Origin of the sequence: Microbispora sp. ZYX-F-249 (assembly GCF_039649665.1) — a bacterium.
In the GTDB taxonomy this organism is placed as follows: domain Bacteria; phylum Actinomycetota; class Actinomycetes; order Streptosporangiales; family Streptosporangiaceae; genus Microbispora; species Microbispora maris.
The window spans coordinates 102395-125615 of record NZ_JBDJAW010000023.1; the positions used below are offsets into that span (position 1 = coordinate 102395).

The 23221-nt window shown below is 72.9% G+C and carries 19 protein-coding genes and 2 tRNA genes; 18 read left to right on the top strand and 3 right to left on the bottom strand.

Features of this window, described 5'->3' with window-relative positions; all coding sequences use genetic code 11:
* Positions 1–30: 30 nt before the first annotated feature.
* Both AAH991_RS25490 and AAH991_RS25495 read right to left on the bottom strand, forming a co-directional pair.
* A complete protein-coding gene (locus tag AAH991_RS25490; protein WP_346228430.1) occupies positions 31–573 on the bottom strand; it encodes an NUDIX hydrolase in 543 nt (180 codons plus the stop codon).
* A gap of 30 nt (positions 574–603) precedes the next feature.
* Positions 604–1884, bottom strand: a complete 1281-nt coding sequence (locus AAH991_RS25495; protein ID WP_428834026.1) for a zinc-dependent metalloprotease — start codon at positions 1882–1884, stop codon at positions 604–606.
* An 82-nt stretch (positions 1885–1966) separates the two neighbouring features.
* On the opposite strand from AAH991_RS25495, the gene AAH991_RS25500 reads away from it, so the two are divergent.
* From AAH991_RS25500 to AAH991_RS25525, 6 genes are all read left to right on the top strand, one after another.
* Positions 1967–3037 carry an NAD-dependent epimerase/dehydratase family protein gene (locus AAH991_RS25500; protein ID WP_346228431.1) on the top strand — a complete coding sequence of 357 codons (1071 nt, stop codon included), beginning with the start codon at positions 1967–1969 and terminating at the stop codon, positions 3035–3037.
* Between the two features lie 56 nt (positions 3038–3093).
* Complete coding sequence (locus tag AAH991_RS25505; protein WP_346228432.1) at positions 3094–3519, top strand: molybdenum cofactor biosynthesis protein MoaE; 426 nt, start codon at positions 3094–3096, stop codon at positions 3517–3519.
* A gap of 28 nt (positions 3520–3547) precedes the next feature.
* Complete coding sequence (locus AAH991_RS25510) at positions 3548–4594, top strand: YlbL family protein (RefSeq protein ID WP_346228433.1); 1047 nt, start codon at positions 3548–3550, stop codon at positions 4592–4594.
* A gap of 207 nt (positions 4595–4801) precedes the next feature.
* Positions 4802–7768 carry a UPF0182 family membrane protein gene (locus AAH991_RS25515; protein ID WP_346228434.1) on the top strand — a complete coding sequence of 989 codons (2967 nt, stop codon included), beginning with the start codon at positions 4802–4804 and terminating at the stop codon, positions 7766–7768.
* A gap of 82 nt (positions 7769–7850) precedes the next feature.
* Positions 7851–7927, top strand: a tRNA-Met gene (locus tag AAH991_RS25520).
* A 108-nt stretch (positions 7928–8035) separates the two neighbouring features.
* Entirely contained in the window at positions 8036–8299 is a 264-nt protein-coding gene (locus AAH991_RS25525; RefSeq protein WP_346228435.1) for an LLM class flavin-dependent oxidoreductase, read from the top strand.
* A 45-nt stretch (positions 8300–8344) separates the two neighbouring features.
* Here the strand turns inward: AAH991_RS25525 and AAH991_RS25530 are convergent, their stop codons facing one another.
* The gene (locus tag AAH991_RS25530; RefSeq protein ID WP_346228436.1) at positions 8345–9307 is read right to left on the bottom strand and encodes a GlxA family transcriptional regulator; all 963 of its coding nucleotides are present in this window, start codon (positions 9305–9307) and stop codon (positions 8345–8347) included.
* A 174-nt stretch (positions 9308–9481) separates the two neighbouring features.
* Here AAH991_RS25530 and AAH991_RS25535 point away from each other — a divergent pair, with 174 nt between their 5' ends.
* The 12 genes from AAH991_RS25535 to AAH991_RS25590 all read left to right on the top strand — a co-directional run bounded on the left by AAH991_RS25535 (position 9482) and on the right by AAH991_RS25590 (position 23219).
* Positions 9482–10444, top strand: a complete 963-nt coding sequence (locus AAH991_RS25535) for a proline dehydrogenase family protein (RefSeq protein ID WP_346228437.1) — start codon at positions 9482–9484, stop codon at positions 10442–10444.
* A 75-nt stretch (positions 10445–10519) separates the two neighbouring features.
* Positions 10520–10596 (top strand) — tRNA-Met (locus tag AAH991_RS25540).
* 107 nt (positions 10597–10703) lie between these two features.
* Positions 10704–12233, top strand: a complete 1530-nt coding sequence (locus tag AAH991_RS25545; protein WP_346228438.1) for a PucR family transcriptional regulator — start codon at positions 10704–10706, stop codon at positions 12231–12233.
* Between the two features lie 116 nt (positions 12234–12349).
* On the top strand, positions 12350–13609 hold the full coding sequence (locus AAH991_RS25550) for an NAD(P)/FAD-dependent oxidoreductase (RefSeq protein WP_346228439.1): 1260 nt from the start codon (positions 12350–12352) through the stop codon (positions 13607–13609).
* A 237-nt stretch (positions 13610–13846) separates the two neighbouring features.
* Positions 13847–14914 carry an S-methyl thiohydantoin desulfurase family protein gene (locus AAH991_RS25555; RefSeq protein WP_346228440.1) on the top strand — a complete coding sequence of 356 codons (1068 nt, stop codon included), beginning with the start codon at positions 13847–13849 and terminating at the stop codon, positions 14912–14914.
* Positions 14911–16458 carry a hydantoinase/oxoprolinase N-terminal domain-containing protein gene (locus AAH991_RS25560; RefSeq protein ID WP_346228441.1) on the top strand — a complete coding sequence of 516 codons (1548 nt, stop codon included), beginning with the start codon at positions 14911–14913 and terminating at the stop codon, positions 16456–16458. The genes AAH991_RS25555 and AAH991_RS25560 overlap by 4 nt, the downstream gene beginning before the upstream one ends.
* Positions 16459–16475: 17 nt before the next feature.
* A complete protein-coding gene (locus AAH991_RS25565) occupies positions 16476–18107 on the top strand; it encodes an ABC transporter substrate-binding protein (RefSeq protein WP_346228442.1) in 1632 nt (543 codons plus the stop codon).
* Positions 18108–18109: 2 nt separating this feature from the next.
* Positions 18110–19126 (top strand): ABC transporter permease, encoded by a 1017-nt coding sequence (locus AAH991_RS25570; protein ID WP_346228443.1) that lies wholly within the window; start codon positions 18110–18112, stop codon positions 19124–19126.
* Positions 19123–19980 (top strand): ABC transporter permease, encoded by an 858-nt coding sequence (locus tag AAH991_RS25575; protein WP_346228444.1) that lies wholly within the window; start codon positions 19123–19125, stop codon positions 19978–19980. The genes AAH991_RS25570 and AAH991_RS25575 overlap by 4 nt, the downstream gene beginning before the upstream one ends.
* A complete protein-coding gene (locus tag AAH991_RS25580) occupies positions 19977–20774 on the top strand; it encodes an ATP-binding cassette domain-containing protein (protein ID WP_346228445.1) in 798 nt (265 codons plus the stop codon). Before AAH991_RS25575 ends, AAH991_RS25580 begins: the two co-directional genes overlap by 4 nt.
* Positions 20771–21727 (top strand): ABC transporter ATP-binding protein, encoded by a 957-nt coding sequence (locus AAH991_RS25585; RefSeq protein WP_346228446.1) that lies wholly within the window; start codon positions 20771–20773, stop codon positions 21725–21727. Before AAH991_RS25580 ends, AAH991_RS25585 begins: the two co-directional genes overlap by 4 nt.
* Complete coding sequence (locus AAH991_RS25590; RefSeq protein ID WP_346228447.1) at positions 21711–23219, top strand: helix-turn-helix domain-containing protein; 1509 nt, start codon at positions 21711–21713, stop codon at positions 23217–23219. Before AAH991_RS25585 ends, AAH991_RS25590 begins: the two co-directional genes overlap by 17 nt.
* Positions 23220–23221 lie beyond the last annotated feature (2 nt).

Genomic DNA, 23221 nt, shown 5'->3' on the forward strand with positions numbered 1-23221 from the left:
TGAGGCGGACGTGCGCGAACCGTGCGGAAGTCAGGCGCGGCACAGGGACCGCGCGCGGCGGGCCAGGCGCCGCGTGGCCTCGTCGCTCAGCTCCGGGATCTCCTCCACCGGGAACCAGCGCAGGTCGAGGGACTCCTCGCTGATCACCGCCTCGGCCCCCGGCGGCGCGACCGCGCCGTACTCCACGTCGAGATGCCAGCTGTGCGGCGGATGGCACCAGACCTTGTGCCGGTCGAGGGCGAGCGGCCCGTCCAGCAGGACCAGTCCGGGGATGCCCGACTCCTCGGTGGCCTCGCGCAGGGCGACCTGCGCGAGCGTGGTGTCGGACCTCTCGCAGTGGCCGCCCATGGGCAGCCACATCCCGGCCTTGGGGTGCAGGGTCAGCAGCACCCGTTCGCCGTCGTGGGACAGCACGGCCGTCGTCGCCGTGAGGTGGCCGGGAGCGCACTCCCGCCACATCGCGTCGTCGTGGTCGCGCAGGTGCGTCAGGAACTCCGCGCGGAGCCGCTCCTCCTCGGGGGTGGGCGCGACCCATCCGGCCAGTACGGCATGCGCGTCACGGTGCAGGCTCACCGGCGCAGCCTACCGACAGCCGGCGGAGTCCTACTTGCCGGTCTCCTCCGGGCCCCGCTCCCCGGGCTCCCCGGGCTCGCCGGGCTCGTCCAGGGCGGACAGGTCGAACTCGGCCTCGCCCTTCACGAACGACTCGGGGTTGTCCAGGTCGTCCGCCGTCGGCATCAGGTCGGGGTGACCCCAGACGGCGTCCCGGCCCTCGATTCCGCGCTCGTCGCCCAGGGCCTTCCACAGGGCGGCCGCCTCACGCAGCCGCCTGGGGCGCAGCTCGAGGCCCACCAGCGTGGCGAAGGTCCGCTCGGCCGGGCCACCGGTGGCCCGGCGGCGCCGCAGGGTCTCCGCGAGGGCCGCGGCGGACGGGAGCTTGCCCTCGGCGGCGGTGTCGACCACCGTGGCCACCCAGCCCTCGACCAGCGCGAGCGCGGTCTCCAGGCGGGCGAGTGCGACCTTCTGCCGCTCGGTCTCCTCGGGCTTGAGCAGCTCGCCGCCGCCCAGGACCTCCTGGATCCGCTCCGGGTCGCTGAGGTCGAGCCCCTGCAGCTTGTCCTGCAGGGCGGACACGTCCACCGTGATGCCCTGGGCGTACTCCTCGACCGCGCCGAGCAGGTGCGCCCGCAGCCACGGGACGTGCTGGAAGAGCCGGTGGTGCGCCGCCTCGCGCAGCGCCAGGTAGAGCCGGATCTCGTCCGAGGGCGTCTCCAGGCCGCTGCTGAAGGCGGCGACGCCTCCGGGCAGCAGGGCGGCGGTGTCGGACAGGGGAAGGCCGATGTCGGAGGAGCCGACCACCTCGCGGGCGAGCGAGCCGAGGGCCTGGCCGATCTGCTGGCCGACCATCATGCTGCCCATCTGCCTGAGCATGCCCATGAGCGGCCCGGCCATGGCCTGCGCCTCGGGCGGCAGGCCCGCCCCGCCGAGCGTGCCGCCCATCGTCTCCACCATCTGGGCGGCGACGGGATCGCACAGCTGTTTCCAGACCGGGATCGTCTTCTCGATCCACTCCGACCGGCTCCAGGCCTGCGGGACGCTCACGCCGCTCGGCAGCGTGGTCACCTCGTTGAGCCACAGGTCGGCCAGGTTGAGGGCCTCGACGATCTGACGTCGCTCGCCCTCCATGACGCTCGGATCGCCCTCGGCGACCACGGCGTGCCGTGCGATGTTCTTCGCCATGTCCCAGTTGACGGGCCCGGCCTCCGGGGAGGCGGACAGCATGTCGGCGAACTGCCGCATGGCCGCGGCGATCTGCTCCGGGCTGCCGAACATGGCGAACGGATTGTCGTTGGGGTCGTTTTCGCGACCTGGCAGGTCAGTCACCGCGCCACCTCGTGCAGGATGGAGGAGTCCACATCCGCCACGTTATCCGCCGTGGGGCGGATCAGTGCAAAGTGAGGACCTCGTGCCTACCTCGAAACGCCTGCGTCCCCCCGTCGTCGCCGTCACCGGCGCCGCCTCCGGTCTCGGCCGGGCGTTCCTCGCGAAGGTGGCCTCGTCTGCGGAATTCCGCCGTGTGGTGGCCATCGACGAACAACGCGGCGACGTCCCGGACGTCACCTGGCGGGTCCTCGACATTCGTGATCCGCTCTTGGCGAACCGGATCTCCGATGTGGACGTCCTGGTGCATCTCGGCACTGACGAGTCGCTCGACACCGACCCCGCCGAGCGCCGCCGCTACAACCTGCGCGCCGCCCAGACCGTGCTCACGGCCTGCGCCGCGGCCCGGGTGCGGCGGGTCGTGCTGGTGACGAGCGCGATGGTTTACGGCGCCGCCGCCGACAACCCGGTGCCCCTGCCCGAGGACGCCCCGGTCGCGGCCGAGCCGGACACCGGCCTGGTGGGCGACCACCTGGAGATCGAGGCGCTGGTACGGCGGTCGCTGCGGGCGCATCCGGGCCTGGAGGTGACCGTGCTGCGGCCCGCCGCCCTGGTCGGTCCTGGCGTCGACACGGTCATCACCCGCCACTTCGAGGCGCCCCGGCTGCTGGTGGTGAAGGGCTGTCTGCCGCGCTGGCAGTTCTGCCACGTCGACGACCTGGTCTCCGCGCTGGAGGCCGCCGCCCTGGGCAGGGTCGGCGGGGTCGTGGCGGTCGGCTCGGAGGGCTGGCTGGAGATGGAGCAGGTGGAGGAGATCTCCGGCCTGAAGCGGTTCGAACTGCCGGCGGGTGTGACGTTCGGCACCGCGCAGCGGCTGCACCGGCTCGGCATCACGCCGACCGCCGCGACCGACCTGCATTACGTCGTCTACCCCTGGGTGGTCGACGGCGTGGCGCTGCGGGAGGCGGGCTGGAAGGCGGCCTGGACCAACGAGGCGGTCCTGCGCGAGCTGCTCGAATTGTCCGCGGGCAGGCACGCGGTCGTCGGCCGCCGCCTGTCGGGCAAGGAGGCCACGATCACGGCTGCGGGCGCGACCGTCGCGGTGATCGGCACGGCGGCGATCGTCCGCGCCGCCCGCCGCAAGCGCCGCACCTGACTGCGCCGCATCTGCATGCGCCGCACCTGACCGGGCTCAGGCACTAACCTCGGACCGTGGACGTCATCCGATTGCTGGGCATTCGCGACACCCCGCTGTCCGTGGACGAGGTGCTGGGCGCGGTGGAGGACCACGCCGCGGGAGGCACGGCGGTGTTCGTCGGCACGGTGCGCGAGCAGGACGGCGGCAGGCCGGTGACGCTCCTGTCGTATTCGGCGCACCCGTCCGCCGAGGAGCAGCTGCGCAGGGTCGCGGAGAAGGTGGCGGCCGACCACCGGGTGACGGCGCTGGCGGCCGTCCACCGGGTGGGCGACCTGCGGCTGGGGGAGATCGCCGTCGTCGTGGCGGCCGCCTGTCCCCATCGGGGCGAGGCCTTCGAGGCCTGCCGCAGGCTGATCGACGATCTCAAGCGCGAGGTGCCCATCTGGAAGCACCAGGTGTTCGCCGACGGGGGCGCCGAGTGGGTCGGCGCCTGCGATTAGCGCGACGCGGAACGCATAGAGTTCGTCCATGTCCCGACGCGCTCTGACCCTTCTGGTCGCGGGTTTCCTCGCGCTCGCGTTGGCCGTGATCGGCGCCATGCTCCCCGTGCCGTACGTCGTGCTGAGCCCCGGCCCCACCGAGAACACGATCGGGGACGTCAAGGGCAAACCGGTCATCACGATCTCGGGCCGCGAGACCTACCCCACGCAGGGCAGGCTGAGCCTGGTCACCGTGGCCTACCAGGGCGGGCCGGACAACCGTCTCGACCTGATCACCGCGCTGCGCGGCTGGCTCGACCCGACGATCGCCGTGGTGCCGGAGGAGACGCTGTTCCCGAAGTCGACCTCCGCGGAGCAGGTCGAGGAGCAGAACGTCCAGGAGATGACCGACTCGCAGCAGTCGGCCACCGCCGCCGCGCTGAACGCGCTCAAGATCCCCATCGAGAAGGTGGTCACGGTCGCGCAGACCGACAAGGGGACGCCGGCCGACGGGAAGCTCAAGCCCGGGGACGAGATCACGGCGGTGGACGGCTCCGGGGTCGGCGAGCTCGGGTCCGTCGCGGCGTCCGTGCAGCGCCACAAGCCGGGAGAGCCGGTGACGTTCACCGTGCGGCGCGGCGACGCCTCGACCGAGGTGCCGGTCGGCACCGTGGCGGGCAAGGACGGCAAGGCCAGGGTCGGCGTGCAGATGCGCGCGAGCTATCGGTTCCCTTTCAAGGTCGACATCAGCGTCGGCGAGGTCGGCGGACCGAGCGCCGGACTGATGTTCTCGCTGGGCATCTACGACAAGCTGACACCGGGGGCGCTCACCGGGGGAATGTCGATCGCCGGCACCGGGACGATCGACCCGGCCGGCAACGTCGGCCCGATCGGCGGGATCGAGCAGAAGATGGTGGGCGCCCGCCGGGCCGGCGCCACGGTCTTCCTCACGCCCGCGGGCAACTGCGCGGCCGCCGTCAAGGCAGCGCCCTCCGGGCTGCGCCTGGTGCGGGTCGAGACGCTGGACGGCGCGATCAAGGCGATCGACTCCCTGCGCGACCGCTCCGGCGAGGTCCCCTCCTGCCCGGCCGCCTGAGCGTACGCGGAGGGGCGCATGGCCTGTGACCTGCCGGTCTTGGCTGTGAGCGGCATCGTGATAACGATCAGATCCGTTACCACGACCACGCCCCTCGCAGTGTAGGTTTCCTAGCACGGACCGTTGCCCTCTGACAATCCTGGCCCTACACAATCCGAGACAAGGGGTTGAGCGTTGAGCTTCCGGAGCCCCGGAGCCGGACGGGCGGTGCGCTTGCCCCGACGGCCGCGCCTTCTGATACCCGTACTGATCGCCGTCGTGGCGATCGTCGTGTTACTGCTGCTTTTCTCGGGGATCTACACCGACTACCTCTGGTACGACTCGGTGAGCTTCTCCTCGGTGTTCTCCACGATGCTGCTCACCCAGGTGGTGCTGTTCGCCGTGGGCGCCGCCCTGATGATCGTCATCGTGGGCGGCAACATGGTGCTCGCGCACCGCACCCGGCCGATGTTCGGCCCGGGCATGTTCGGGGCGCCGCAGGGCGCCGACCGCTACCGGGTCGCACTCGATCCGCACCGGCGGCTGGTCTTCTGGGTCGGCATGGCCGTGCTGGCCCTGTTCACCGGGTCGTCCACGGCCGGGCAGTGGAAGACCTGGCTGCTGTTCGCGAACCGCACGCCGTTCGGGCAGAAGGACGCGCAGTTCCAGCTGGACCTGTCGTTCTTCATGTTCACCTACCCGTTCCTGCGGCTGCTGCTGAACTTCCTGTTCACGGCCGTGATCCTGTCGATCGTCGCGGCCGTGATCGTGCACTACCTGTACGGCGGCTTCCGGATCTCCTCGCCGGGCGGCGTGCACGCCACCCGGGCCGCCCGGACCCACCTGTCGGTGCTGCTGGGCGTGTTCGTGCTGCTCAAGGCCCTGGCGTACTGGCTGGACATGTACGGCCTGGTCTTCTCCGACCGGGGGAAGACGTTCGGCGCGTCGTACACCGACGTGCACGCGGTGCTCCCGGCCAAGGGGATCCTCGCGGTCATCTCCCTCATCTGCGCGCTGATCTTCTTCGCCGGCGTCATCCGCCCCGGCGGGATGTTCCCCGGCGTGGCGTTCGGACTGCTCGTGCTGTCGGCCGTCCTGATCGGCACCGTGTATCCCTCGCTGGTCGAGCAGTTCCAGGTCAAGCCGAACCAGCAGAGCAAGGAGCAGGCGTACATCCAGCGCAACATCGACGCGACTCGAAAAGCGTACGGAGTCGACACGGCGAAGGTCACGGAGTACAGCGCCAAGACCGACACCGACGCCTCCGTGCTGCAGACCGAGGCGTCGGCCATCCCCGGCATGCGCCTGCTCGACCCCAGCCTGCTGTCGCCGACGTTCCAGCAGAAGCAGCAGATCCGCGGCTACTACCAGTTCCCCGAGCAGCTCGACATCGACAGGTACCCCGTCGACGGCAAGCCGCGCGACACGGTGGTGGCGGTCCGCGAGATCGGCCGCCCGCCGGACGGGCAGCGCAACTGGATCAACGACCACCTCGTCTACACGCACGGCTTCGGCTTCGTCGCCGCGCCGGGCAACAAGGTGGACACCAGCGGCCTGCCGGAGTTCAGCGAGCGCGACATCCCGCCGGTCGGTGACCTCGGCGACTACGAGCCCCGCATCTACTTCGGTGAGAACTCGCCCGACTACTCGATCGTCGGCGGGCCCGGCTCGGCCAGGCCCATCGAGCTGGACTACCCCCAGCAGGGTCAGGCGGGCGCCGAGCAGCAGAACAACACCGGCCAGGTCAACAACACCTACGAGGGCAAGGGCGGCGTCTCCGTCGGGAACTTCTTCCGCCGGCTGCTCTACGCGGTGAAGTACGGCGAGACCAACCTGCTGCTGAACTCGAACATCAACGACGAGTCCCGCATCCTGTACAACCGTGAGCCGGTGCAGCGCATCCAGCAGGTCGCGCCGTTCCTCACGCTGGACCGCGACCCGTACCCGTCGGTGGTCGACGGGCGGATCGTGTGGATCGTGGACGCGTACACGACCTCCGACTCCTACCCCTACGCCGAGCGCAAGAGCCTGGAGTCGCTGACCACCGACGTCCAGAGCAGCAGGCTCGGCGTGCCGCAGGTGCCGAGGGACGAGGTCAACTACATCCGCAACTCGGTCAAGGCGACCGTGGACGCCTACGACGGCACGGTGACCCTTTACGCCTGGGACGAGTCCGACCCGGTGCTGAAGACCTGGCAGAAGGCCTTCGGCGGGGTCGTCAAGCCGGCCTCGCAGATCAGCGAGGGGCTGCGCGCCCACCTGCGCTACCCGGCCGACCTGTTCAAGGCGCAGCGGGAGATCCTGACCTCCTACCACGTCACCGACGCCAACGCGTTCTTCAGCGGCCAGGACTTCTGGAAGGTCCCGGAGGACCCGGCGACCGGCAAGAGCAAGCAGCCGCCGTACTACGTGACGATGAAGATGCCGGGCAGCGACACCGAGCGCTTCTCGCTCACGACCACGTTCGTGCCCAACCAGCGGCAGAACATGGCGGCGTTCATGGCGGTCGACGCGACGGCCGCCACGCCGAACCCGCCACTGGAGATACTCCAGCTGCCGAGCACGACCGCGATCCAGGGTCCGCCACAGGCGCAGAACCTGTTCGAGTCGAACACCACGGTGTCGACCGAGCTGAACCTGCTGCGCGGCGGCGGCACCGACGTGCTGTACGGCAACCTGCTCACGCTGCCGTTCGGCGGCGGTCTCCTGTACGTCGAGCCGGTCTACATCCAGCCGCGCGCGGAGACCTCGGGCAAGTACCCGACCCTGCGCCGGGTGCTCGTGCTGTACGGCGAGAAGGTCGGCTTCGGCGCAACGCTGAGCGACGCGCTGGAGCAGGTGTTCGGCGGCACCGTGGCCACGCCGCCGGAACAGAAACCCGACCAGACGGCGAACCAGCCGCCCGGCCAGGTCACGCCGCCGGACAGCGCCTCGGCGCTCACGTCGGCGCTCGACCGGGCCCAGCGGGCGTACGAGGACTCGCAGAAGGCGCTGTCGGCGAACCCGCCGGACTGGAAGGCGTACGGCGACGCGCAGACCTCGCTCAAGAAGGCGCTGGACGACCTGGCGAAGGTGAAGGGCGCGGTGCCCGCCTCGACGGCGTCTCCGGCCGCGAGCGCGAGCCCGAGCGCCGGCGCCAGTCCGGGCGGGAGTCCACCGGCGAGTGCGACTCCCAGCCCCGCACCGAGCGGCTGAGCCCTCCGGAGCCCCGCGCCACACCCGGCGCGGGGCTTCGGTTTGCCTCCCGCCCGTCGCCGGGATAGTCTCGTAGAGCCGACGCGGGGTGGAGCAGCTCGGTAGCTCGCTGGGCTCATAACCCAGAGGTCGCAGGTTCAAATCCTGTCCCCGCTACCACGAGATGTCGCAGGACATTGAAAACCCCCGGGCCCACAAGCCCGGGGGTTTTTTCATGCCCGGAGTGTGAATCGTGCAGCTCGACGTCGTGATGTGGCCGGATTCGCCGTGCCTGCGATGCGGGACGAGTGGTCGCACGCCGAGCGGCTCGGTCTCGGCCGCGGCTGGCTGTACGACCATCTGAACCTGAACGGCGACGGCCCGTGGCACGAGGCGTACACCGCGCTCGCGGCAGTCGCGGCGGCCACCTCGCGCATCGGCATAAGCGAGCTCGGCGTCACGACGCTGGCCGTCCTGTGGCCGCGCGGGGACCGGGCGGGAGCGCGGCTGGCGGTGCTGGAACAGGCGGCGGCGGCGTGCCTGCGGCGCTGACGGCCGCGTGGTCGCACGGTGCTCGCGGTCACACGGTGCTCGCGGTCACCCGGTGCCAGCGGACCTGCCGCGGAAGGTGCGCCGGTAGGCGTGGGGGGTGGTCCCCAGGCGCCGTGCGAAGTGGTGGCGCAGCGTGTCGATCGAGCCGAACCCGGCCCGCTCGGCGATGGTGGCGATCGGTTCGTCGGTGTTCTCGAGATGCCGCTGGGCCAGCAGTATGCGCTGCTCGGTGAGCCACTGGAGCGGTGTGGTGCCGATCTCCCGCTGGAAGCGGCGGGCGAAGGTCCGCGGTGACATGTGGGCCCGCCGGGCCATGCCCTCCACCGTCAGCTCCCGGTGGAGGTTGGCCTGGAGCCATACCAGCAGCGACGCCAGCGCCCCCGCGCCGCGTTCGGGCTCGGCGCGCTTGATGTACTGCGTCTGGCCCCCGTCCCGGTATGGCGGCGCCACCATGCGCCGGGCGATGTCGTTGGCGACGGCGCTGCCCTGCTCCTTGCGCACCACGTGCAGGCAGGTGTCGATCCCCGCGGCGGTGCCGGCGCCGGTGATGACCGGGTCCTCGTCGACGAACAGGACGTCCAGCTCCACTTCGGCCCGCGGGAAGCGGCGGGCGAGTTCCTCGCCGTACCGCCAGTGCGTGGTGCAGCGGCGGCCGTCCAGCAGACCGGCCTCGCCGAGCAGGAAGGCGCCGGAGCAGATGCTGAGCACGCGGGCGCCGCGCCGTACCGCGGCGCGGAGCGCGTCGAACAGCTCCTCGGGGTGCCGCGTGCGCGGGTCGTAAGCGGGGACGCCGATGAGGTCCGCCGACGCCAGCCTCTCCAGCCCGTGCGGGGTCTCGACCCGGAAGCCGTGCCTGGTCCGCACGCTCGTCCCCCCGGGGGAGACGACCGCGAAGTCGTACGCGGGCAGGCCGTCGTCGCTGCGGTCGATCCCGAAGACCTCGCAGAACACTCCCAGCTCGAAGGCGTGCCCGCCGTCCAGGGCGAGTACGGCCACATCACGAAGCATCGGGCTTCTCCTCCGGGAGGATGGCAGGAATTTCAGCCTAATGGGCATTCCTGCCTCTCTTCCGGGCCGGACCGACTTTGGCAGGGTGGTGCCATGAGGCCGGATGACCGGCCGTACGCGGAGCGGCGGGGCCGCGACCGCCCCTTTTCCTCTCCTTCGACAGACAGGCGAACCATGAGCGACATCCTCACCGTCACCGAAGAGACGTCCGCCAGGGCGGCTCAGATCCTGCGCGGGCTCGCGCTCGACGAGGACCTCAAGTGGCGGGTCCCGGAGGATCCCCTGCTCGGCCCGCTCGCCCGCAGGGCGGCCCGGCGCTTCGTGGCCGGGGAGACCCTCGATGCCGCGCTGGAGCGTGTGACGGAGATCATCGCGAGCGGGCACCGGGCGAGCGTCGAGTACATGGGCGAGAGCTGCCGCGACTCGCGGCGGGCCGTGGCCGAGACCGGCGTGTTCGTCGACGCCGCCAGGAGGCTCGCTCCGGGAGTCTCGATCTCACTGGACCTGTCGCACATCGGCCTGGCCGTCGGCGAGGATCTCGCCTTCGACAACGCCACCCGCATCGCCGAGGCCACCGCGGGCGCCGGGCGCGAGCTGATGATCTCGGCGGAGGGCTCCGAACGCACCGACGCCGTCCTGTCGGTGCACCGTCGCCTGTGTCAGCGCTTCGCCCACGTGGGGATCACGGTCCAGGCGCGGCTGCACCGGACGGAGGCGGACCTGGGGGCGCTGCTGGACCTGCCCGGCCGGATCCGCCTGGTCAAGGGCGCCTTCCTGGAGCCGGAGAGCGTGGCCTGCACGCGGGAGGATCCGGCGCTGGCCGCCGCTTACCTGCGCTACGCCGAACTGCTGGCGGACTCGGGGCGCCCGTGCTCGTTCGCCACCCACGACTGGGAGCTCATCGGCCGCATCGACCGTCATCTCGGCGGGACGGGGCACGACGGCGTGCCGTGGGAGTTCGAGACCCTGCTCGGTCTCGGACGCGACCGCCTGGACGCCATGGCGGCGAAGGGGCATCCCACCCGCGAGTACGTCGTCTTCGGCACCGAGTGGTGGCTCTACGTGTGCAACCGGCTGGCCGAGGACCCCCGGCGCCTCTTCCAGGCCATCGTCGACGCGGCCTCACCGGAGGCCTGACGCGCCGGCGGCGCCCGGTCCCGGCAATCGATTTGGCACCCTCCCGGAGAAGCGTCTAACATAGAGACACAACGACGCGGGGTGGAGCAGTTCGGTAGCTCGCTGGGCTCATAACCCAGAGGTCGCAGGTTCAAATCCTGTCCCCGCTACCAAGAGACGAAGGCCCGGCCTCCGGAAACGGAGACCGGGCCTTCGGCGTTTCCCGGATGGGCCGCGTGCGGGACGGGCACCGCCACCGGGTCTCGGACAGGAGTGGCGCATGATCACGCTGGATCGCCTGGTCAACGTGCTGGGCGCGTACGGCGTGCGGCTGTGCGGCCGGCCCGACAGGCGTACGGCGCGGCTGCGCAGCGTGGCGATACCGGACGCGACCGACGGCCGGGTCACCGGCGACGTGCTCGTGGCCGTGGGAGCCGGATCGGTGACCGAGGCGGTGCGGTGGGGGGTCGCGGCGCAGGCCACGGCGGTCCTGGTGCGCGCGGGCGCGGAGAGCGAGCGCGAGGCCGCCGCGGCCGGTGAGAGCCTGGACGTCGCGGTGATGCTGGTCGACCCCGCGGTCTCGTGGAGCCACCTGGTCGGCGTGGTCTACGGACTGGTGCTCGAAGGGCGGGAGACCGAGTCGGGGCGCGGGCCCACGGATCTGTTCGCGCTGGCCGACAGCCTGGCCGACGCCGTCGGAGGCGCCGTGACCATCGAGGACCCGCTATCGCGGGTGCTCGCCTACTCCCGCTCACAGCAGGCGGGAGACCCGGCCCGGCTGGAGACGATCCTGGTGCGGCAGGTCCCGGAGCGGCTGCGGGAGGTCTTCCGCGAGCGTGGGGTGTTCGCCCGGCTGGCGGCGACGGACGAGCCGATGTTCGTCGAACCGGACCCGCGGCACGGCATGACCGGGCGGATGGCGGTGCCGGTGCGAGCCGGCCGGGAGTTGCTCGGATCCGTCTGGGTGACGTGCGGCAGCCCCCTGACCGGGACGCGGCACACCGCGCTGGCGAACGGCGCGCGAACAGTCGCGTTGCACCTGCTCCGCTCCCGGGCGAGCGCGGACCTGGAACGGCAGGTGGAGTCCGACCTGGTCGTCCGGCTGCTCGAAGGCACGGCCGACGCCGCGACCGTGGTCAGCCGGCTGGGGCTGCCCGCGGGGGAGATGCGGGTGGTGGCGGTGCGCACGCACACCGACGAGGAGCCGCACGCCATGCTCCTGCTGGCCTTCGAACGGGCCACCACCGGTTTCGGGTGGTCCAGGCCCGGGAGAAGCGCGCTGCTCGGCGACACGCTCTACACCGTCCTGCCCGACGCGGGGGCGGCGGCGGCACGGGAATGGGTGGCCACCCTGGCGGCCGGGCTGCCGCCACGGGTGCGCGTCGCGGCCGGGATCGGCGCCGCGGCCCAGCCGGCGGACCTGCCGGCCGGCCGGCAGGAGGCGGAGGAGTGCCTGGCGCTGCACGAGAGGGGCACTTCGCACGCCGGCCCGCCCGCCTACGACGAGTCCTGGGACGACATCCTGCTCCAGCGGTTGCGGGCGGCGGCGCGCGCGGGCCGCACTCCCGCGCGCGGGCCGGTGAGCGCGCTGCGCCGCCACGACGCCCTCCACGACACCCATTACGTGGCGACGCTACGGGCGTGGCTGGAGGCCCAGGGCGATCTCGCGGTCGCCGCCGAACGGCTCGGCGTGCACGCCAACACGGTGCGCAACCGGCTGCGCAGGATGAGCGAGGTGACCTCGCTGCACCTCGACGACCCGCGCAAGCGCCTCGCCATGGTCATCACTCTGGCGGCGGAGGACGACTGAAGGGTTGTCCGGACCCCACAACGAGGGCGCCGCGATTGTGCGGCCGCCACAACCGCCCGCGGCGCCGTACGGGCCATCCTGAGCGGGAGAGCAGTCGCCTGGTGTGGAGGTGGGGCATGTCCGGCGCCGAGCGCGTGAACGACTGGCCGGGGTCGGTGGTCGTGGTGGGCGCGGGGATCGTGGGCCTGTCCACCGCGTGGTTCCTGCAGGAACGCGGTGTGGAGGTCACCGTGGTCGACCGCCGGGGCGTGGCCGCCGGCGCGTCGTGGGGCAACGCGGGCTGGATCGCGCCCGGCCTGGCCATCCCGCTGAACGAGCCGTCCGTGCTGCGCTACGGCCTGCGCTCGCTGCTCAACCCGGCCGCGCCGCTGCACGTCCCGGCGACCGTCGACCCGGGGCTGTGGGCGTTCCTGACCCGGTTCGCCGCCAACTGCCGGTGGTCGTCGTGGACCCGGGCCGTGCGCGCCGGCCTCCCGCTCAACGACGAGTGCATCGAGGCGTACGAGGTGCTCGCCGCCAACGGCGTCGCCGCTAGGGTCGAGGACGCGCCGATCACCGCCGGGTTCCGTACGCCGCGCCAGGCCGCGGGCCTGCTCCACGAGCTGCGCAGAATGGCGGGCGCCGGGCAGCGGGTGGACCACGACGTTCTGAACGCCGCGCAGTTGGCCGAGGCGATGCCGCTCGCCTCCGGCGCCCTGGGCGCGGGGGTCCGGATCAACGGGCAGCGCTACGTCGACCCCGGCCGCTTCGTGCACGCGCTGGGTGAGGCCGTCGTCGCCCGGGGCGCCACCGTGGAGACCTTCGAGGTCGCGGATGTGCGCACCGACACCAAGAAGGTCGTGGTGGTGGCCGGGGACGGCGCCGTCCTGTCCGCCGACGCGGCGGTGCTGGCCACCGGCGCCTGGCTGTCCCGGCTGGCGGGCCCCTGGGGCGTACGCGTCCCGGTGCGGGCCGGCCGCGGCTACTCGTTCACCGTGCCGGTGGACCACCCCGTTCCCGGCCCGATCTACCTGCCCGACGTGCGGGTGGCGTGCACGCCCTACCAGGGCGGACTGCGAGTGGCGGGCACGATGGAGTTCCGCGATCCCGACGCCCCGGCCGTCGAGGCCCGGCTGAAGGCGATCATCGCGTCGGCCCGTCCCCTCCTGCGGGGCGTGCGCTGGGAGGAGCGTACCGACGTCTGGGTCGGCCCCCGGCCGGTCACCCCCGACGGGCGTCCGCTGGTCGGCGCGACCGACGCCCCGGGGATCTACGTGGCCGGCGGGCACGGCATGTGGGGGCTCGCCCAGGGCCCGGCCACCGGGAGGCTCCTCGCCGAGCAGATCACCACCGGCAAGCAGCCCGCCGCCCTGCGGGAGTTCGACCCGCTGCGCTGAACCCGGTACAGGGACGCCCGATTTCACTGCAAGATCATGAATCGGATCTCCGCAGGTCAGGGGGGCATCGGCCGGAAAAGTGCAAGATCGTGGACAGTTGCGGGCCAGGTCAGGGCACATGAGTGCGACTAACTGCAAGATCACGGTGAGGGGGTTGTCGCGGGGGGACAACAATCGAGTGATCACTGTCGCAGGGCGACATTGAGGGGCGGCCGCCCGGTGGTGAAGGCTCCCCGCATGCAGGCCCGCATCACATCGGCGGACGTCTCCGCCCTGGCCCGCGGCTGCGCCGTGCTCGGCACCGGCGGCGGAGGCGACGTGCGCCCCGGAGCCATCGCCGCCCGGCGCGCGATCCGCGACCACGGCGACGTGCCGCTCGTCACCCTGGACGAGTTGCCCGGCGACGCCCTCGTGCTGCCGCTGTCGGGAATCGGCGCCCCGACGGTCAGCAACGAGATGGTCCACGGCACGGACGAGCCGGTCAGGATCGCCGAGGAGATCGAGCGGATCCTGGGCCGGCCGCTCGCCGCGGTGATGTCCTCGGAGATCGGCGGCGGCAACGGCGTGGCCCCTGTGGCCTGGGCGGCCAGGCTCGGGCTGCCGCTGCTCGACGCCGACGCGATGGGCCGGGCCTTCCCCGAGGTCCAGATGGTCTCGATGTACGTGGCCGGGATCCCCGCCAACCTCGTCGTCATGGCCGACGTCGTCGGCAACGTGGTGACGATCCGGCCGGTCGACGGCCTGTGGTCGGAGCAGATCGCCCGCGCGGTCTGCGTGGCCGCGGGGTCGAGCGCCCTCATGGCCGACTACGTGCTGACCGCGCGGGAGTGCGCGGGCGCGGTGATCGAGGGCACGGTGAGCCGGGCGATCGCGGTCGGGCGGGCGACCGAGGGCGCCGCGGACCCCCTCGCCGCCCTGACCGCCGAGCTCGGCGCGGTACGGCTGATCACCGGCAAGCTGGCCGACCTGGAGCGCAGGACCACCGGCGGCTTCGCCAGGGGCACGGCGACGATCGAGGGCACCGGCGGCGACCGGGGCAGGATCCTGCAGCTGGAGATCCAGAACGAGAACCTCGTCGCCGTCGAGGACGGCCGGGTCCGGGCGATGGTGCCCGACCTGATCACGGTGGTCGACACGCAGACGGCCACGGCGATCCAGACCGAGGGGCTGCGGTACGGCCAGCGGGTGACCGTGCTGGCCTGGCCCTGCGACCCCCTGTGGCGTACGCCGAAGGGCCTGGAGACGGCGGGCCCGCGCGCCTTCGGCTACGACATGGACTACCGGCCCGTGGAGGAGATCGCATGAGCATCGCGTTGCGGGTCGGCATCGACGTGGGCGGCACCAACACCGACGCGGTGGTCCTCGACGACGACGACCGGGTGCTGGCGACGGCCAAGCGGCCCACCAGCCCGGACGTGACCGAGGGCCTGCGCGCGGCGCTCGACGCGGTCCTCGCCGAGCTGCCCGAGCCGGGCCTGGAAAAGCACGTGAAGCGGGTGATGCTCGGCACCACCCACGCGACCAACGCCATCCTGGAGCGGCGCGCGCTCGGCCGGGTCGCCGTGCTGCGGCTCGGCGCCCCGGCGACCACGTCCGTGCCGCCGCTGAGCGAGTGGCCGGACGACCTGCGCGAGACCGTGGCGGCGGGCACCGCGATCGTCCGCGGCGGATACTTCGTCGACGGCCGTGAGATCGCGCCTCTCGACGTGGACGCGGTCAGGAGGTTCGTGGCCGCCACGCCCGCCGACGCGATCGCCGTCACCGGCGTGTTCAGCCCGGCGAGCGCCGACCAGGAGAACCGGGTCGCCGAGATCATCCGTGCCGAGATCGGCGACGTGCCGGTGAGCCTCAGCCACGAGATCGGCTCGCTCGGCCTGCTCGAGCGCGAGAACGCGACCGTGCTCAACGCCGCGTTGTACGGCGTGGCGCGCGACGTCACCGACGCGCTGCGCGAGGCCCTCGCGGCGAGGGGCCTGGAGGTCGAGACGTACTTCGCGCAGAACGACGGCACGCTGATGGCCGTCGACTACGCGGCCCGCTATCCGGTGCTGACCATCGGCTCCGGGCCGGCCAACTCGCTGCGCGGCGCGGCGTACCTGTCGGGGGTGACGGACGCGATCGTGGCGGATGTCGGCGGCACCTCCACCGACCTCGGCGTGCTCGCGGGCGGCTTCCCCCGGGAGTCGGCCGCGGCGGTCGAGATCGGCGGGGTCGCGACCAACTTCCGGATGCCCGACATCCTGTCCATCGCGCTCGGCGGCGGCACGATCGTCGGGGCCGAGCCGCGCTCGGTCGGCTACCGGATCGGCACGGAGGCGCTCGTCTTCGGCGGCTCCACCCCCACGATGACCGACGCGGCGGTGGCGGCCGGGCGGGGAGACGTCGGCACCCATCCGGTGCCCGGGCAGTGGCGCGAACGGCTGGCCCGGGCCGTACGGCGAGCGGACGAGGCGGTGGCGGACGCCGTGGACCGGGTGACGCTCGGCCGGGTGGACCGGCCGCTCGTGGCGGTCGGCGGCGGCGCGTTCCTGCTGGCCGCGGAGGTGCCCGGGGTGCGTGAGGTGGTCCGGCCGGCGCACGCGGAGGTCGCGAACGCGGTGGGCGCGGCCATCGCGCTCGCCGGCGGCAGGTTCGAAACGATCGTCCCCGCTTCTGGAGGCGGGAGCTCCAGGGCTACATTGATCGACAACGCCAAGGAGGAGGCGGCCGCGCGGGCCGTCGCCGCCGGGGCCGACCCCGCATCCGTCCAGATCGTCGAGCTCAGCGAGATCCCTCTCAGCTACCTTCCTGAGCCCGCGGTGCGCCTGCACGTCAAGGCCGCCGGCCCCCTCGCCCGGCAGGCCGGATAGGAAAGGAACCTCCTCACATGCGCTGGCACAAGCGTCTTCTCGCCGCGGGAGCCGTGACCGCAGTGACCCTCACCGCCGCGGCCTGCGCGGGCGGGAAGGTCCGCGGCGCGGAAGACTCCCCTCAGCCGGGCTCCACGACGGCCCCGGCCGGGGGCGCGGCCGACAGCACCTTCGTGTACGTCCCCAACCTGGACGTCGTCACCGACTGGGACCCCGCGAGCTCGTATTCCAACGAGATCATCGCGATGCAGAACATCTACGAGTCGCTGACCCGCTACAACCCGCAGACGAAGAAGACCGAGCCCCGGCTGGCCTCCTCGTGGACCTCCTCGCCCGACGGCAAGAAGTGGACGTTCACGCTGCGCGAGGGCGCGAAGTTCCACACCGGCAAGCCGGTGGACGCCGCCGCGGCGAAGGCCGCGATCGAGCGCACGATGAAGGAGGGCCAGGGAGCGGCCTACATCTGGGGCGCGGTCGACAAGATCGAGGCCAAGGACGCCACGACGCTGGAGTTCACGCTCAAGTACCCCGCCCCGCTCGACCTGATCTCCTCGGCCGGGTACGCGTCGTACATCTACGACACCACGGCCGCCTCCGGCGACCTGAAGAAGTGGTTCGGCGAGGGACACGACGCCGGCTCGGGGCCGTACACCATCGAGAGCTGGCAGAAGGGCAAGGAGACCGAGCTCACGCTCACGGCGTTCGACGGCTACTGGGGCGGCTGGAACGGCCCGCACTACAAGAAGGTCGCCTTCCGGGTCACGCCCGAGCTGACCACCGCCTGGCAGCTCCTGCAGCGCGGCGAGGTGACGTTCGTCCAGCGACTCAACGCGCAGCTGTTCGCCCAGGCGGGCGGGACGGACACGGTGCAGACCTCGCAGACGCCGTCGTTCCAGAACCTGCTCGTGCTGCTCAACACCGCCGACGGCCCGCTCAAGGACGTGAAGCTGCGCCAGGCCGTGCAGAAGGCCATCGACTACGACGGGCTCGTGGCGGCCCTGAAGGGCTCGGGCGTGGCGGCCGGCGGGCTGGTCCCCGAGGGCCTGCTCGGCGCCGCCCCCGGCATGACCCCCAAGCAGGACCTCGCCGGCGCCGAGGCGCTGCTCAAGGAGGCCGGTTACGGCCCCGGCGGCAAGCGGCTCGAACTGACGCTGACCTATGCCCAGGGCGACGCCGACCAGGAACTGCTGGTCACGCTGCTCTCCTCGGCGCTCGACAAGCTCGGCGTCACGCTGTCGGCCAAGCCGCTGCAGTGGACCACTCAGTGGGATCAGGGCAAGGCGAAGGACCCGTCCAAGCGGCAGGACATCTTCGTCATGTACTGGTTCCCCGACTACGCCGACGCCTACTCGTGGTTCGTCAACGTCTTCCACGGTGAGAAGGACGTGCAGTTCAACCTCTCCTACCTGAAGGACGAGGCCGTCGACAAGCAGATCGACGAGCTGCCCGCGCTGACCGCGACCGACCAGGCCGGCGCGGAGAAGGCGTACGCCGACCTGCAGAACAAGATCATCAACGAGAAGGCCGCGGTGGCGGTGCCGTACGTGCAGAACTACCAGCGGGCCTTCGCCAAGACGGTCCAGGGATACGTGGACAACCCGGCCTACCCCAACGTGGTCTTCGTCTACGACCTCAAGCCCGGCGCCTGACCATGCCGCGGTACCTGATCCGCCGGCTCGGCCAGGCCCTCCTGGTCGTGGCCGGCGTGATCGTCCTCACCTTCGCCGTCATGCGCCTGGTGCCCGGCGACCCGGCCGTGGCGTACGCCGGGCCGAAGGCGACCGCGGCCGAGCTGGCCGAGGCCAGGCGGCGGTTCGGCCTGGACGAGCCGTTGCCGGTCCAGCTGTGGAACTACGTGCGCGACCTGCTGGGCGGCGACTGGGGGACCAGCCTGCACACCCGGCAACCGGTGCGCGACGATCTGCTCCAGGCGTTTCCGGCCTCGCTGGAACTCGTGGGCGCGGCGCTGATCATCGCGCTGGCCGCGGGCATCCCGCTGGGGATCGCCGCCGCGCGCTACAAGGGCCGCCTGCCCGACCTGTCGGTGCGGCTGTCGTCGATGCTGGCCGTGTCGGTGCCGGTGTTCTGGCTGGCGCTGGCCCTGCAGACGGTCTTCGCCAGCGGGCTCGGCTGGTTCCCCGTCGCGGGGGAGTACGACGCGTCGCTCGACCGGACCAGCCCCCTGCACCTCTACACCAACATCACCGCCGTGGACGCGCTGATCACCGGCAACTGGCCGATCCTCACGAGCACGCTGTCGCATCTGGTGCTGCCCGCGCTGGTGATCGCGGCGTACCCGGCCGGGGTCGTGGCCCAGATGACCAGGGCCGCCCTCATCGAGGAGTCGTCGCGCGACCACGCCCGGCTGGAGCGCGCGCTCGGCTTCGGCGAGACCGCGGTGCTCACCCGGTTCGCCCTGCGGCCCGCGCTGAACCCGGTCCTGTCGCTGATCGCGCTCGTCTTCGCGTACTCGATCGTGAACGGCTTCCTCGTGGAGGCCGTGTTCAACTGGCCGGGCCTCGGGCGGTACGCCGCCGACTCGATCCGCTCGCTCGACACGCCCGCCATCGCCGGGGTGACGCTGCTGGTCGCCGTCCTGTACGTCGCCGCCAACCTCGCCGTGGACCTCCTTCAGGGCGTGGTCGACCCGAGGGTGAGGGCCCGATGACCGCACCGGCCCCGCCCGCGCTCCGCCGTACGCCGCTGCGCCGCCTGGCGGGCGTGGACCGCCTCGCGGTGGCGGGGGCCGTGCTGCTGGGGATCGTCGTGCTGGCGGCGCTGCTCGCGCCGTGGATCGCGCCCTATCCGGAGGACGGCGGCTCGGCCACGCATCCCCTGGAGTCGTTGCTGCCGCCGAGCGGCGCCCACTGGTTCGGCACCGACCAGGTCGGCCGCGACGTGCTCAGCCGGGTCCTGTTCGGCGCCCGCACCTCGCTGCTGATCGCCGTCGCGGTGCTGGCCGTCTCCGGGGTGGCCGGCGTCGTGCTCGGCGTCGTCGCGGGGTACGCCGGGGGCTGGGCCCGCGACGTGATCATGCGGGTGACCGACGTCTTCCTCGCCTTCCCCGCGCTGCTGCTGTCGCTGGCGCTCGCCGTGGTGCTGCAGCCCAGCGTGACCACCGTGATCGTGGCGATCGCGGTCACCTGGTGGCCGTGGTACGCCCGTCTCACGGCGTCGGTCGCCGCGTCCGTGGCCACCCGGGGCTTCGTCGACTCCGCGCGCTGCCTGGGCGTGCCGGCTCCGCTCATCGTGCTGCGGCACGTGCTGCCGAACTCGCTCACGCCGGTGCTGGTCCAGCTGTCGCTGGACGGCGGCGGGGTCATCCTCACCGCCGCCGCGCTGTCGTACCTGGGGCTCGGCGCCCACGAGCCGACGCCGGAGTGGGGCCTGATGGTCCAGCAGGGGCAGACGCTGTTCACCACCGACTGGTGGGTGGTGACCTTCCCCGGCCTCGCCATCCTGGTCACCGCGTTCGCGTCCAACGTGCTCGGCGAGGGGCTGAGGGCGAGGCTGGCGCGATGACCCTGCTGAGCATCAGGGACCTGGTCGTCGGGATCGGCGACCGGGTGATCGCGTCGGTCCCCGAGCTCGACGTCTCCGCCGGGGAGTGCGTCGCGATCGTCGGCGAGAGCGGATCGGGCAAGACGACGACCCTGCTCGCCACGCTCGGCCTCACCCGGGGCGCGGACGTCTCCGGCCGGATCACCGTCGGCGACGTGGACGTGCTCACGGCGAGCCCCGCCCGGCTGCGCGAGGTCCGCGGCTCGCGGGCCGCCCTGGTGATGCAGAGCCCGCAGGCCGCGCTGAACCCCACCATGCGCCTGGGCACGCTCATGCGCCGCGCGCTCGCCCGCCACGGGGTCAAGGGCGCGGACGCGCGCGAGCGGGCCGAGGAGGCCGTCCGCGCGGTGCTGCTCGACCCGGAGATCCTGCGCCGCTACCCCCATCAGGTGTCCGGCGGCCAGGCGCAGCGCTTCGCCGTCGCGCTGGCCCTCGCGCTCGGCGCGCAGGTCGTGCTGGCCGACGAGCCGACCAGCGCGCTCGACGTGACCGTGCAGGCCGAGGTGGTCGCGGTGCTGCGCCGGCTGCGCGACGAGCGCGGGCTCGCCGTGCTGCTGGTCTCCCACGACCTCGCGCTGGTCTCCACGATCGCCGACCGGGTCGTGGTGATGCGCGAGGGCGCCGTGGTGGAGAGCGGGCCCGCCGCCGAGGTGTTCACCCGGCCGCGCGACCCCTACACCCGGGAGCTGATCGCCGCGATACCCGCACTGCCGGAAACCGGGCCCGCGCTGTCCGAAGCCGAGGAGGGGGCATGACGCTGCTCGCCGCCGAGGGGGTCACCCTCGCCTACGGCGCGACCGCCGTGGTCCACGACGTGAGCCTAAGCGTGGACGAGGGCGGGGTGGGCCTGACCGGGGAGAGCGGCTCGGGCAAGACCACGCTCGCCCGCGCCCTGCTCGGCCTCGTGCGCCCGCGCTCCGGCGTCGTCCGGTACGGCTCGCGCGACCTGGCCGGGCTCGGCAGGGCGGGCCGGGCGGAGTTCCGCCGGGCCGTGCAGCCGGTCTTCCAGGACGGCAGCGAGGCGCTCGACCCCCGTATGACGGCGGGAGCGTCGATCACCGAGGCGCTGACCACCCACCACCGCCTGTCGAGGGCGGAGCGGCGGGACCGGGTGGACGCGCTCCTCGCGGACGTGGGGCTCGACCCCGCGCTCGCCGCGCGCAGGCCCCACGAGATGTCCGGCGGCCAGCGGCAGCGGGTGGCCATCGCCCGCGCGCTGGCCGTGGAGCCGCGGCTGCTGGTGCTCGACGAGCCCACGAGCGCGCTCGACGTCACCGTGCAGGCCAGGATCCTCGACCTGCTGGAGCGGCTGGCCGCCGAGCACGGGCTCGGCTACCTGCTCATCACGCACAACCTCGGCGTCGTCGGGCGGCTGTGCCGTACGTCGTCGGTGCTGTTCGCCGGGCGGGTCGTCGAGTCGGGCCCGACCCGGGAACTGCTCACCCGGCCGGCCCATCCGTACACCCGGGCGCTGCGTGACGCGGTGCCCCGCCTGGGCGGCGAGCCTCCGCGCGCCACCGGGCGGACCGAGGCGGCGCCGGCTCCGTCCGGCTGCCCGTTCCGGCTGCGCTGCTCCCTCGCCGTGGACCGCTGCCGGGACGAGGCGCCGCGGGCGCGCGAGGTCGAGGGGCGCAGGGTGGCGTGCCACCGCGCGGAGGAGGTGCTGGGCCGCGTGTCCCGTGAGGATCGCGATGCGCCGCGTCAGTGACCTGCTCAGGACGCCCGCCGGTCGCAGGCTGACGCTGATCGCCGGCCCGTGGGACGCCCGCGAGGTCGACGGCGTCGTCCTCGTCGACGAGATGCGCGAGCTGGCCTCGGCCGCCCCCGGCGCGCTGGCGATCCTGTCCCGCCACGCAATGCGGTCGTGCGACGTGCTCGACGCGCTGCGCCTGGCCGGCCGCGGCCGCCTGGCCGGGATCGTGCTGCCCGGCCCGGCCGGCACGACGCCCGAGATCGTGGAGCTGGCCAGGCGGGAGGGGGTCGCCCTGCTCGCCGGCGCCTCCGACCACTCGCTGTCGGACGCAGTGCTCGGCCTCAGCGCGGCCGTACGCGCCGATCCCGGGCTGCTGCTGCGCCGTACGAGGGAGGCGATCGACGGGCTCGGCGCGATGGAGGGCGCGGGTGAGGACGACATCCTGCGCGCGGCGTCCGCCTCGGTCGGGGTCGCGTACGCGGTCGCCGACCTGGCCGACCCGGCGGCCAACGCGACCGTGATCCGGGTCGGCGGGCGGCCGGACGGCTACGTGTGCTGGGACGGTGAGGACCCCGCGGCGGCGATCGTCGCCCAGGTCGTCGCGACCACGCTCGGCCGGGTGCGGGCGGCCGCGCGGGAGGCGGAGGAGGCCCGCGAACGCGCGCTGCTGGCCCTGCTCGGCGCCAAGGACATCCGGGCCGCCGCCCGCCGCGCCCGCCACGAGGGCGTGCCCGTGGACGGCTGGCACGTCGCGGTCTTCCTGCGCGACCCCTCCGCCGACCGTGCCGCCGTCCGCTCTGCGGACCGTGCCGCCGTCCCCTCCGTCGGTGGGCGCGCCGAGGCCTTCCGCGCCCCGTCCGACGCGGCGTCGCGCGGCGCCGCAGTGGCCGATCCGGTGCTCCGCGAGGCGCGCCGGACCGCCGCGGCGCTGCCCGGGGCGGCCGGCCTGTCCGCGGCGCCGCTGGTCACGCGATGGCAGGACGGCGTGCTCGTGGTGCTCACCACCGACGAGCAGACGGCGCCGGGCGACCCGGACGCCCCGATCACGGGCATGGCCGTGGGCGTGGGCACCTGCCAGGAGGGCCCCGACGGGCTGCGCCGTACGGCCTCGCAGGCCCGTGCGGCCGCCGCCCGCGCCGCGGCCGGGGAGGTCGTCAGGTTCGACCGGCTCGGCGTCCAGGCGATCCTCGCGGAGCTGGCCGGCAGCGAGAGCGCGCTGGTCGCCGCCCGCGACATGCTCGCCCCGCTGGACCGCCTCGGGGCGCTCAGCGCGCACGCCGTGCCCACGCTCAAGGCATACCTGGACTGCTGGGGTTCCAGGACCCGGGCGGCCGAGCTGCTCAGCCTGCACCCCAACGCGGTGGCCCACCGGATCAGGCGCATCGCCGACGCCCTCGACGCCGACCTGTCCGATCCGCAGACCCGCTTCGCACTCCAGCTCGCCTGCCACGTGGTGCTCGGCCACGACTGTCTCCCGGGCACAACAACGCCGTTGTCGTCGTTGTGAGG